A 12,431-nucleotide genomic window follows, 5' to 3' on the forward strand; every position below is an offset into this window, starting at 1 on the left:
ATATTTCATGGTTTAAAAACATAAACACAGGAAGATGGTGCAGGTACCAGTAAAGTTTTACATAAATCAAAGACTGCGCATGCTTCTAAGCTTCTCTTCTCAGCACCTCCAGTGGTGGGCGGTTTAGAATTCCGCGGCTATTGAATAAGCCTACCAACAGTGTTAAAAGTGTTACCAGTACAAAAATGACGAGAAGTGGCCATAGCACTGGCACAAACTCTACTTCGAAACTGTAGACAGCCAGCGCCCAGGCGGCACCAAAAGCAATAACACAACCTGTTGCTGCAGCCAGAAAACCCAATAAAGTGTACTCCAATGCTGTAATGGCAAAAATTTGTTTCCGGCTTGCGCCAAGTGTACGCAACAGGATGCTTTCCTGTATCCGCTGAAACTTGCTGACATTAACGGAGCCAACCAAAACCAGCAAACCCGTAAAAATGCTGAACAAGGCCATAAACTGAATCACAAAAGAAATTTGACTTACCACTTCGTCCAGCGTTTGCAGAATAAGGTCCAGCCCGATAGCTGATACATTCGGATATTGTTCTACGATCTGGCGCTGGAACTGGGCGGCCTGCTGCTGGTTATCGCTTCGGGTCATGAGCACATGAAACTGGGGAGCGTTTTCTAGAACACCTTCCGGAAACAATATCTGGAAATTGCTCATAACCCTGTTCCACTCCACTTTTCGGATATGGTTTACCTTCGCACTGATCATGGCTCCCTGCACGTTGAAAACCATGGTGTCTCCAAGTTCCGCTTTGATGCGCTCTGCATAACGTTCTTCCAGCGAGACGGGTATGAGTTCTCCTGATACATCGTTGTTGCTGTTCCAGGACCCTTGCAGGCTTTTTTCAGCTTCTGTCAGGTGGTTCCTGTAACTGATGCGATATTCCCGTGTAAACATCCAGGAAGGAATATCAAGCGTAGAATCCTTTCTTACATCAGCACCTGTCAGGTTGTTTACCCGCTCAAGCCGCACTGTAACCATTGGATCATAATAGATAATTGGCAGTCCTTTTTCTTTGGTTAAAGCAGCAATAGAATCCCGCTGTGAATTCTGGATATCAAACAGCACCAGGTTAGGCTGGCCTGTACTACTCGCAATAGATACTTCGCTGAGCAAAGTGCGTTGCACCATATATAAAGTACCTATGAGCGCTGTGCCCAAACCGATCGATACCATTAATAACAGTGTCTGGTTGTTTGGCCTGTATAAGTTGGCCAGCCCCTGCCGCCATACATAGCCCCAACCCGTCGGGAAGAATTTTTTAACGGCAAAAGATAATAGCTTTGCGAGCACAGCCAGCACCAGAAAGGCAGCAATAACACCGCCTGTGAAAGTGCCAGCCTGCCACCAGGTTCCCATCTGCCACCAGGAGAAGATAAGAATAAACACCAGAATCAGGCCATAAACGCCCCAACGCAAAGGATCTTTCTGGCTTGTAAGATGTTCGGTACTGGCCTTAAGTGTGATAAGCGGAGAAACCTGCCTGATGGTGAGAAGCGGAAGCAAGGCAAAAAGCACCGAAACAATAACACCCAGCAGTACGCCTTGTAAAGCAGCTCCGAAAGAAAAGTATGCCTCCACGTCAACAGGTAAAAAAGACTTGAATAGCGCCGGAAGGATAAGCTGCACGATACTGCCCAGCACAGCCCCTGCCAGTCCACCTACGAGCCCCATGCCCATTACCTGGAACAGGTAGATCAGGAAGGTTTGCTTCCCACTTAAACCAAGGCAGCGCAGTATACCTATCGTAGAAAGTTTATCACGCATATATACGTGCACGGCACTGGCTACGCCTACGCAGCCTAACAGGAGGGCAACAAAACCAACCAGGGCCAGGAAACGAGCCAGCTCATCATACGATTGGCCCATACTTTCTTTCCTGGTTTCCACGGTATCGTAATAAATGCCATACTCTTCAAACCTGTCTTTCATGCTGTTACCCAGCGTATCTGGCTGCACCGAATCGGGCAGGTCGAGGTAATAGTAGTAAGATACCCGGCTCCCGCGCTGCATCAGCCCTGTTTCAGGCAAAAATTGACGAGGAATATAGACAACCGGAGCGACGGCAGCTGTTAGAGCAGTCTGGCCAGGTATACGATGCAGCTCGCCTTCTATCTGAAACGATTGCTGCCCCACCCGGATTATATCACCCGACTTTGCGTCGTACTGCAGCATAAGGTTATAGTCTACCAATGCTTTTCGGCCATTACGGAAAGACCTGCTGGCATTTTCCGGCTCTGTTTCAATAGTGCCAAAATAAGGAAATTCTCCTTCCAGGGCACGTACCTGTACCAGCCTTGTAACGTTGGTACGCTCAAAGTATACCATCGAAAGCAGGCGGTTTTCGTCAGACCGCTTACCAAGTGCTGCAATGGAGTCTACTAATGCAATCGAAACAGAATCAGGTTCTTTGTTGATGGCTATGACCATGTCTGCACCAATCAGAGAACGGGCTTTTTCATCGATGGCTACCTGCAGGCTATCCCGGAATGAGTTAATGGCAACCAGGGCAGCTATGCCCAGCACAATGGAGGATAAAAAAAGGACTAGTTTGCCCCTGTTGCGCCGGGTATCCCGCCAGGCCATCTGAAGGAGCCACGATAACTGCAGCCGTTGTTTCGGCAGGTTATCTTCTTCGAGTTCTTCTTTCAAAATGATCTATAAAGAATTAAAAACCTTATTGATATAGTTTAAGCGAGCAAAGCTTTACCTGCTTACAGTTTGGGGGCCGCCATGTTATCAGACACGACGGTGCCACCCTTAATGCGTATGATGCGCTGCGTGCGTTGGGCCAGTTCCAGGTCATGCGTTACGACCACCAGTGTCGTGCCGGCTTCTTCGTTCAGGTCGAAAAGCAATTTTTCCACCCGTTCACCAGTTTCCTCATCTAAATTGCCGGTGGGTTCATCAGCAAAAAGGATGGTTGGTCTGTTGGAGAAAGCCCTTGCCAGCGATACCCGTTGCTGCTCACCACCAGAAAGCTGCGTTGGATAATGATCGTGCCTTTCAGCCAGACCTACTCTGCCTAAGAGTTCCAGCGCCTGCCGCTGCACATTGCGCTCTCCGCGGAGTTCTAAGGGAACCATGACATTTTCGAGAGCGGTAAGCGTAGGGATAAGCTGGAAATTCTGAAATATAAAACCGACATACTGGTTCCTGACCTGCGCGCGTTTATCTTCAGAAAGATTATCCAGGGCTATGCCGTTTAAAATGACAGAACCTGCGCTTGCACGGTCAAGGCCCGCACATAAACCAAGCAATGTAGTCTTGCCAGAACCTGAAGGACCCACAATGGAGCAGGTGTCGCCTGCCTGTAAGGAAAAGTTAACATCATGCAGTACCGTAAGGTGCCGATCGCCGCTATGGTAGGTTTTCTGAAGGTCTCGTATTTCGAGAATAGTAGACATGCTATATTTTGCGTTAATTTTGTTCTGAAGGAATAACTAAAATAGTTTCTGATTATTTTATCTCCTGAAAAGGCCAAAACCTATTAACTGATTTGCTACGTTAAAGTTTTGACGAGGCAGCTTATAAAATTAGAAATCAAATTAGATAAAACGTGAAAAAGAATAATTTTTTAGTACTTGGTTTCGTAACAGCCCTCCTTTGCAGCAGTTGCAGCCAGGTTGAGCGCGAAGATCGGGTACAGGCAGAACAGGAGGGCCGGGCACAGACCAATGCTCCTAACCAACAAAGCGAGAAACAGCGGCAAAAGAATATTATTTTCTTTGGAAACAGCTTAACAGCTGGCTACGGGCTGGAGCCGGATCAGGCTTTTCCTGCTCTTATACAAGAGCGTATTGATTCTCTTGACCTGCCATACCGGGTTGTGAATGCGGGGGTAAGCGGTGAAACCTCAGCGGGAGGCAAAAGCCGGGTAGACTGGCTGTTGCGCCAGCCGGTAGATGTTTTTGTGCTGGAATTAGGCGCTAACGACGGATTGCGGGGCATAGCACCAAGCGATACCTATGCAAATCTTCAATCTATTATACAGCAGGTACGGGCAAAATACCCAGAAGCAGAAATTATACTGGCAGGTATGCAGCTTCCTCCGAGTATGGGGCAGCAGTACACGCAGGAGTTCAGAGAAGTATACATACGTTTAGCCGAAGATGAAAACGTAAGACTGATTCCTTTCCTTCTAGAAGGTGTAGGAGGCATTCCGAAGCTTAACCAGAAAGATGGTATACACCCGACGGAAGAAGGCCAGAAGATATTGGCTCAGAACACCTGGGCTGTATTGGAGCCTATATTAAGGGAGGACAGTTAATTGTCAGAATTTTTTTCCTGGAAAAAATGTAACCTTCTATGACATCTACTCCGTATAAATAAACGGCTAAAAGTTGAAAGTTTTTCAATCATATAACGGCAAGATTTCCTTAAAAACGGAGCTCTTGCCGTTTTTGATTTTAGGGCAAATTTTTTTAAATATTTTTTCTGCAACCGTAACTTTCGCTAGAGTGGTTTTCGTATAAAAGCATGGCTAAAAGTTGAAAGTTTTTCAGAATATAGAAATGGGTTCTCATCACGAGAACCCATTTCTTTTTTAGTGCCGTCTATTCTTCTGATACTTCTGATTTCATTTTCTCTGCCAATATATAATAAGCGCCTTTCGTGACGAACTGTGTATCCGCAGGCAAATCCTCTTTTAAACTAACCGCTGTAAAACCATTCTCGGTCACGCCAGTTTCTACCTCTGCCATTTTAAACACTGTTGGCTGCTGCTGGTGGAAAATATAGTTTTTGCCTTTGTACCGGACTACAGCATCTTCTGGTAAGGCCGGAATTTTCTGATCGCCGGCGAGTATCTGTGCATTGATGTACATACCTGGCAATAGCTTGCTGTCGGTAGTATGGGTAATCTCTGCATGTACGGTTACCATACGTGAGTCGCCTTCGAAAGCCTTCCCTACCGAAAATACCTTGGCTTCTATTGGCTCCTTGGCAACATTAGGAAGTGTAAACAATACCTTTTGCCCTTTTTCTACCAGGTGAAAGTCTTTTTCGAACACATTTAAATCGAGGTGCAGGTGGTGATTGTCTACAATTTCAAACATCTCCTGACCAGGCTGGGCAAAAGTGCCTATATTCACTTCCACCAGTCTTACATAGCCGCTGATAGGTGCCACAACAGAAAGTGTAGAAGTGATATTTCCAGCTTCTATTTTGCGGGTAGATAGTCCAAGAGTTGTCAGGTGCACTCCCAGCGCTTTCATTCTGGAGCGTTGCACCTGCACATCTGTTTTTGCCTGCTCGAACTTTTTCCGGGAACCTACTTCTTCTTTGGCCAATATGTCCTGGCGCTCGTAATCCAGTTCAGCAAAGTTCAGCTGGTTACGTGTAGTCAGGTATTCTTCCTGTAGCTTAATAAGTTCCGGGTTCTGAATAGTGGCAAGCACCTTCCCTTTTTGTACGTATTCGCCCTCTATTACATTAATCTGTTGTACCACACCGCCCATCAATGGGTTGATGCTGGCCTTGTTCTGAGGCGGGAGTTGTAGCTGCCCGTTGGCCTGTATGCGGGTTGAGAGTGTTCTTGCTTCCAGGTTACCCAATGCAATACCACTTACCTGTTGCTGCTCCCGGGAAAAAGCCACTTCGTCAGAAGTATTTTTTGCCTCCCCTTTTTCTGCCGTGCCTGCTGCCGTGTTTTCAGCCTCCTGCTGCTTCTCAGAGCAGGATGAAAGGGCTATAAAACCAGACAGTAGAAAAACTGTAAGAAATTTTCTAGTATACATCATTATTCTATTCCAGCTGTAAATTCAATTAATATCAGCACTTCGTTATAATTTCTTAAAGTGTTGATGTATTCCTTTTTAAGTTGATAGGCCTGATCTAAGGCTTGCACATATTCTACATAGTCAATGTCGCCTGTGCTAAAGCTTAACTGGGCTGCCTTTTCCATTTGAGTCGCCTGCTTCAGAGCACCGTCTTCGAAGTATGACAACGTATACTGGTGCTTGTAAAGCTCCTGTAAGAGTTTTTGTACTTCGGTTTTGATCTGCTGCTGCTGATAGCTTATCTGACTTTTAAGCGCTTCCTCCTGAAGTTTGGAGCCTTTAATTCTTGCACGCTGCGCTCCAAACCAAAGAGGGATGGCTACGCCAGCCTCAAAGCCGTTAAATCGGTCTCCGGTTCCATAAACAACACCGCTGTTATCCCTTGGGCTCTCTCCCACAAAGCTCTGGTTAAAATACCCCAGCGTGATATCGGGTAACAACCTGGCTTGTTCAAGGTCGGTTCGTTGCTGAGCCACTGTTAATTCGCTCTGTAGCCAGGCCAGGTACGGGTGGCGATCTGCAGATGCCGAATCGGTGAGCAACGGCGACTGGCGTTTGGAAAGCTGTTCTTCTGTAAAAAAAACAGGTTGTTCTGACTGCAGCAGTAATTGCAGTTGTTGGTTTACGATGTTGAGATCAGCCTTTGCCTGTTGCATTTCGGTTCGCAGCCCTAATGTTCTCGCTTCGGCAGTTGCCTGCTCCAGGTAACCTGTCTCGCCGGTTCTGAAGCGTATGGCGGCAGCTCTGGCAAAACTACCATACAGGCTATCCTGTGCCTGTAATAATCTTAGCCGTGCCTGTTGGTAAAGCAACTGGTAATACGCTTGCTTCACATCGCGTACCAGCTCTTGTTCCACAATGCTTTTGCGAACTTCTGCCTGGTGTATACCCGCATCAGCAAGCTTTGCCTGCTTCTGGTACACTGTCGGAAAAGAGAACTGCTGAGAAACCGAAATATAATCATCTGTTCTGGCGGTGCTTATCTGGCCCCGGCTGTAGGAAAGGTTTGTCTTTGGCAAATCGACTGCGGCTTTGCGAAGAGCCTGTTCCTGCTGGATTGTATAAGAAGCTCCCTGAACTGTTAAATTATGCTGCTTTGCATGTTCTATAGCCCCTGAGAGCGTATAAACCTGCGAAGGTTGTTCCTGAGCCTTTACATGCTGCGGCAGTAATAGAGTACCTAAAAGCAGTAGAAGAAGCCCCGCCTTGCCTGTGCCCATAGACAGGTTGCCGGCTTGTGTTCTGCTGCCTGAAAACGTAAAGTATAAAACAGGCAGTACTACCAGTGTAAGAAGTGTAGAGGTAAATAATCCTCCAATTACAACGGTTGCCAGCGGCCTTTGTACTTCGGCACCAGCTGAACCTGAAAGTGCCATCGGCAGGAAACCGAGGGCCGCTACGGATGCCGTCATGATAACCGGCCGGAGCCGCACCTTTGTGCCCAGCATTACCCTTTCATAAAGATCATTCACTCCTTCCCGCTCCAGCTGATTAAAGTAGCCGATCAAGACAATACCATTCAGAACCGCCACGCCAAACAAGGCAATAAAGCCCACTCCTGCCGATATACTGAAAGGCATGTCGCGTAGCCAGAGGGCAAAAATCCCTCCGATGGCTGAAAGTGGTATAGCCGTGAAAATGAGCAGGCTTTGCTTAACTGACTTAAAGGTAAAGTATAAGAGCACCAGGATCAGCAGCAAAGCAGCTGGTACCGCTATCATGAGCCGGTTTTTAGCATGCACCAGGTTCTCGAACTGCCCGCCATAGGTGATAAAGTACCCGGCAGGCAGTGCTAACTGGCTGTTCAGTTTTTCCTCTATCTCTGCAATAATGGATTCCACATCGCGGTTTCGTACATTAAAGCCGATGGTTATGCGGCGTCTGCCTTCTTCCCTGGATATTTGCATAGGGCCTTCTTCAAACCTGATATCAGCCACCTGACCGATGGGAATTTGTCCGCCTGCGGCCAACGGAAGGTATAGGTTTTCGATATCTTCCAGGCTTTTTCTTGCGTTGCTCTCCATGCGTACCACCAGGTCGAAGCGGCGGTCGCCTTCGTATACCGCTCCAGCTGCCTGTCCTGCAAAGGCCGTGCGTAATACAGCATTCACATCAGCCACCTGCACACCATACTTCGACATGTTGCCTCGGTTATATTCCACTACAATTTGTGGCAGACCAGTTACTTCTTCAACAAAAACATCCTGTACACCTGCTATGGGTGCAATAATGTTATTAACCTGATTTGCCAGATCTGAAAGCTGGTCAAGGTCTTCCCCAAAGATCTTAATAGCCACATCCTGCTTTGCTCCCGTCATCAGCTCATTAAAGCGGAGCTGGATAGGTTGCTGAAAGCCATAGTTTACGCCTGGGATCACCTGAAGCGCCTCGTCCATCTTATTGGCCAATTCTTCCCGGTTCGAAGCACTTGTCCAATCATCTTTGGGTTTCAGTATCACCATTACATCGGCTGCTTCTATTGGCATAGGGTCGGTCGGAATTTCTGCAGTGCCTATCTTGCCTATTACTTCTTTCACCTCAGGGAAGTCCCGCAGCAGGATCTCACTTACCTTGGTGGTTGTTTCGATGGTTTGAGTAAGCGAAGCTCCCGGTACCAGGCGAAGGTCCATGGCCAGGTCGCCTTCTTCCAGGTTAGGTATAAATTCACCGCCCATACGGCTGAACACAAACAGACTAAAGGCAAACAGAGCCAGGGCAAATATGATGACTAACCTGCGGCTGCCCAGGGCAAATTGTATAACTGGTGCATACAAGTTTTGCAAGGCAGCGATGATGCGATCCGAAATATTAGGCTTGTGCTTTGTTTTGCGGCTCAACAGTAAAGTTGACACCATAGGCACATAGGTAAGAGAAAGTATAAACGCTCCCAGAATGGCAAAACTTACAGTCTGAGCCATTGGTTTAAACATCTTTCCCTCTATTCCTACCAGAGCCATAATGGGCAGGTACACGATCAGGATGATGAGCATACCAAAGGCGGCAGAATTCATGATATTGCCAGCAGCCTCTCCGACTTCTGCATCCATTTCCTGCTGTGTTAGCTTTCGGAGTGGAAGTTTCTCATTTTTTACGACAATAAAATGAAGTACGCCTTCCACAATAATGACTGCACCGTCTACTATTAAGCCAAAGTCGATAGCTCCCAGACTCATGAGGTTACCCGAAACTCCGAACACATGCATCATGCCTATCGCAAAAAGCATGGAAAGCGGAATAACGGAAGCTACTACCAGGCCGGCCCGTAAGTTTCCCAGTAGCAGAACCAGCACAAATATAACTATTAAGCCACCTTCGACCAGGTTTTTGGCTACTGTACTGGTTGCTCTGCTTACCAGCTCACTGCGGTCGAGGTACGCATCAATTACCAATCCTTCGGGTAAAGAAGCCTGTACCTCCTGTACCCGTTGCTGTACATTCCGGATAACCTCCGAAGAGTTGGCTCCTTTCAGCATCAGCACAATACCACCCACTACTTCACCTTCTGTATTTCGGGTAAGGGCTCCGTAGCGAACTGGGTGGCCAAATTGAACCTGGGCTACATCCCGTACCAGCACGGGCATTCCTCCACGGTTCACCACCACCACCTGCTCTATATCTTCCAGCGTGCTAACCAGGCCAAGGCCCCGAATAAAATAGGCGCTCTGGCTTTTTTCAATATAAGCGGCACCTGTATTTTCGTTGTTACTTTCCAGTGCCGCCACAACTTCAGCTACTGTTAGGTTCATGCTGCGAAGTTTATCGGGGTTAACCGCCACTTCATATTCTTTTAGATAACCGCCAAAACTACTCACGTCGGCCACTCCGGGTGTACCCAGCAATTGCCGTCTTACAATCCAGTCCTGTATAGTTCTGAGTTCGGTGGCGCTGTATTCTTTCGGGCTGTCGGGCCTGGTGTGCAGCGTGTACTGGTAAATTTCGCCTAAGCCGGTGGTGATGGGGGCCATCTCCGGAGTGCCCATTTCTTCTGGTATCTGGCGAGCAGCCTCACCCAGGCGTTCTCCGATCATCTGCCGGGCCAGGTAAACGTCTACCTCATCGTTAAAAACAACCGTTATAACAGAAAGGCCGAAGCGCGAAACAGAACGCATTTCGACCACGTTCGGCACATTTGCCAGTGAAATTTCGATGGGTGTGGTAATAAAGCGCTCCACTTCCTGCGCTGCCAGTGTTGGCGATGAGGTAACAACCTGTACCTGGTTGTTAGTGATATCGGGTACAGCATCCACGGGTAACTGTGACAATGCATACCCACCCCATACCAGAAGTATGAGTACCATCAGCCCCACCACCAGTTTATTCTTTATAGAAAACTGTATGATCTTCTGAAACATGATAAATATATAAAATGAGGCAACGATACAGCATAGCGCTGTACTGCAAAAAATGCAAAGGCAGTACAGGTGCGCTGCAAGGGCTACCATAAATTAAAAAGAAGAGCTGCAGGTGTTTGCCGTATAAATGCAAAGGCATAACGTGGCATTTCATAATGCCTGATGCTGTGCAAGAGCTTCCTTTACAGCTTAAAGAATTAAGTTATGCCAGTGGCCTGGGAGGATGCCACAGCGAAAAGGTATAATGCGAAACTCGCATTTCGGGATAAGTAACAGGGCGTGTCTGAGGTTTAACTAAAGCCCTGAAAATAAATCGCTCGGGTTCTACTTTTATAGTATAGGTAGCACAGCATCCGCAACCGCAGAAAACCGGACAGGAATCGTCGTGAAAAGCAGAGTGACCGGTGGTGTCGGCAGTAGAAACCAGGTTTGGATGATGCTCGCTTTTTTCCATTATTTTATCGGTGCACGGCAGGCATGCCATCCAGAGCAAATAAATAGAAAAGCCAAGCGCCCAGAATTTCATAGCACAAATATAGCCACTCCCCTTAAAAGACAGCACGCTTTGCTGTAATTCATAATCATTTTAAACAATGTTATAACTTTATTAGAGTAATAAATAGCCGACTCTACTGCTGCTGAAAATAGAATCGATTACTGGGGAGCTCTTTTTATTAGGTATAGTAAATATTTTTTAAAGCTGATAATCAATATAATAGATAATGCAGGACCGGCTTTTCAAAAAAAATGCAGAAATTTAGAACACCTCAGGCAACCTCCTGCCTGGGGCATGCATCTAAAAGACAAAGAGCAGCGAAAAAGCTGAGATTTTGAAGCCGGAATTAAAGAAGCGAATTTGTAAAAATTTTACCCAGCGTGACAGAAGCAGAATTGATAGCAGGTTGCCGTAAGGCTGACAGTAAAGCGCAGAAGTTTCTGTACGAACGCTTTGCTTCTCCAATGTACGGCGTTTGTATGCGCTACCTGAAAAACGAAATGGATGCGGAAGAAGCCTTGCTGAATGGATTTATGAAAATTTACCAGAACATAGGCCGGTTTGAAGCTAAAGGAAGTTTTGAAGGATGGGTAAGACGCATTATGGTAAATGAAGCATTAGGCTTTCTTAGAAAAAAAGAACCGATGCACATGGCTATAGATGATAGCCATATACAAGTAGCCGGTACCGGCACTGCCGATCATGATATCAATGAAGGCGAATTGCTGGAGCTGCTACGAACTTTACCGGCTGGTTACCGTGCTGTATTTAACCTGTATGCTATTGAAGGGTTTTCCCATAAAGAAATCGCCGATATGCTGGATATAACAGAAGGCACTTCAAAATCGCAGTTGAGCAAAGCGCGCGCTATGTTACAGAAAAGATTAACAGGCCAGGAGGCCATTGCAAGTTAAGTATTAGGAGGATAAACATGAAACCTGAAGAAATAGACAAATTATTTGGAGAGCGACTGAGAAACTCAGCTCCCACTCCACCTGCCGATCTCTGGAACAGGTTGCAGGAGCGCATGGAGGCCGAAAACCTCACGGAGAAGAAAGAAGAAAAACGCGGTGGCTTTATGATGTGGGTAAACAATTATGCGGCGGCGGCTGCCGTAACTGTTTGCTTATCAGTTGGGGCTACGTTTTATGTGATACAACAAAATAATACTGCTACAACCGATGCTACTATAGCTCAGGCAGATGAACAAGAAAAGTCAGCTGTTGCTGACAAGCCTGCCGGTACCACAGCACCAATAGCCGTAGCGCCTGTTCAGGAAGCGGCTCCGGAAGCAGAGGTTGCAGATAAAACACCTGCAACTGTTGCTCCGGAAACCAGACACGAATCTATGGCCAAGGTAAGCCCGAAGGCTGCTGATGCTTCTGCCAAAGCAGATGAGCGGGAATGGCGGGCTACGCCACAGCCGCATAAGATAAGTCAGCTGGCTACAAAAGAGCAGGAAGTTAAACCTGTTTTTACAGAGGAGGCACTTGCCAAACTACCTGAAACACCCGTTGCTTTTGCATCTGCGGCACCTATTGAAATTGTAATCAAGCGTTCTGCCAATCCTGTGGCTTCGGCCGGGCATGCCCCAGCTGCAGAAGCGGAAGATGACCTCAACGGATTTGAGAAAAAACAGCGACTGGCTAAAAACATCTTCAAGCAGGTTGTAAACCTCTCTAACGGCGAGCGGGTGGAGCTGAAAGAGCTAGGTATAAATGCTGATAAGATCGCACTCGAAACGCAAATCGGTAAACAAAAAATTTCAAAAGTTATCAATCTCTAACCTACAA

Annotated in this window: 8 protein-coding genes; 3 read left to right on the forward strand and 5 right to left on the reverse strand. The window is 47.0% G+C overall.

Annotation, left to right across the window (positions count from 1 at the left end; all coding sequences use genetic code 11):
• Positions 1 to 85: 85 nt before the first annotated feature.
• Both C1N53_RS05920 and C1N53_RS05925 read right to left on the reverse strand, forming a co-directional pair.
• Positions 86 to 2,662 carry an ABC transporter permease gene (locus C1N53_RS05920; protein WP_371415958.1) on the reverse strand — a complete coding sequence of 859 codons (2,577 nt, stop codon included), beginning with the start codon at positions 2,660 to 2,662 and terminating at the stop codon, positions 86 to 88.
• 62 nt (positions 2,663 to 2,724) lie between these two features.
• Positions 2,725 to 3,417: an ABC transporter ATP-binding protein gene (locus tag C1N53_RS05925; protein WP_137758430.1), complete on the reverse strand. Its 693-nt coding sequence runs from the start codon at positions 3,415 to 3,417 to the stop codon at positions 2,725 to 2,727.
• Between the two features lie 152 nt (positions 3,418 to 3,569).
• On the opposite strand from C1N53_RS05925, the gene C1N53_RS05930 reads away from it, so the two are divergent.
• Complete coding sequence (locus C1N53_RS05930; protein WP_137758431.1) at positions 3,570 to 4,280, forward strand: arylesterase; 711 nt, start codon at positions 3,570 to 3,572, stop codon at positions 4,278 to 4,280.
• A gap of 286 nt (positions 4,281 to 4,566) precedes the next feature.
• Here the strand turns inward: C1N53_RS05930 and C1N53_RS05935 are convergent, their stop codons facing one another.
• The 3 genes from C1N53_RS05935 to C1N53_RS05945 form a co-directional block, all read right to left on the reverse strand.
• A complete protein-coding gene (locus C1N53_RS05935; protein ID WP_240773403.1) occupies positions 4,567 to 5,751 on the reverse strand; it encodes an efflux RND transporter periplasmic adaptor subunit in 1,185 nt (394 codons plus the stop codon).
• Positions 5,751 to 10,142 carry a CusA/CzcA family heavy metal efflux RND transporter gene (locus C1N53_RS05940; RefSeq protein ID WP_137758432.1) on the reverse strand — a complete coding sequence of 1,464 codons (4,392 nt, stop codon included), beginning with the start codon at positions 10,140 to 10,142 and terminating at the stop codon, positions 5,751 to 5,753. Before C1N53_RS05940 ends, C1N53_RS05935 begins: the two co-directional genes overlap by 1 nt.
• Positions 10,143 to 10,344: 202 nt before the next feature.
• Positions 10,345 to 10,668, reverse strand: coding sequence for a DUF6660 family protein (locus tag C1N53_RS05945; protein WP_371415959.1), 324 nt, complete (start codon positions 10,666 to 10,668; stop codon positions 10,345 to 10,347).
• A gap of 350 nt (positions 10,669 to 11,018) precedes the next feature.
• Between C1N53_RS05945 and C1N53_RS05950 the strand changes: the two genes are divergently transcribed.
• Complete coding sequence (locus tag C1N53_RS05950) at positions 11,019 to 11,552, forward strand: RNA polymerase sigma factor (protein ID WP_137758434.1); 534 nt, start codon at positions 11,019 to 11,021, stop codon at positions 11,550 to 11,552.
• A 17-nt stretch (positions 11,553 to 11,569) separates the two neighbouring features.
• On the forward strand, positions 11,570 to 12,424 hold the full coding sequence (locus C1N53_RS05955) for a hypothetical protein (protein ID WP_137758435.1): 855 nt from the start codon (positions 11,570 to 11,572) through the stop codon (positions 12,422 to 12,424).
• The last annotated feature ends 7 nt before the right edge of the window (positions 12,425 to 12,431 follow it).

The sequence above is a fragment of the Pontibacter sp. SGAir0037 genome (assembly GCF_005491705.1).
GTDB lineage: Bacteria > Bacteroidota > Bacteroidia > Cytophagales > Hymenobacteraceae > Pontibacter.

What these genes read in the sequence shown, in the direction of transcription:
- C1N53_RS05940 (WP_137758432.1), bottom strand. Translation starts at nt 10,142, where the DNA reads ATGTTTCAGAAGATCATACAGTTTTCTATAAAGAATAAACTGGTGGTG.
- C1N53_RS05925 (WP_137758430.1), bottom strand. Translation starts at nt 3,417, where the DNA reads ATGTCTACTATTCTCGAAATACGAGACCTTCAGAAAACCTACCATAGC.
- C1N53_RS05945 (WP_371415959.1), bottom strand. Translation starts at nt 10,668, where the DNA reads ATGAAATTCTGGGCGCTTGGCTTTTCTATTTATTTGCTCTGGATGGCA.
- C1N53_RS05955 (WP_137758435.1), top strand. Translation starts at nt 11,570, where the DNA reads ATGAAACCTGAAGAAATAGACAAATTATTTGGAGAGCGACTGAGAAAC.
- C1N53_RS05935 (WP_240773403.1), bottom strand. Translation starts at nt 5,751, where the DNA reads ATGATGTATACTAGAAAATTTCTTACAGTTTTTCTACTGTCTGGTTTT.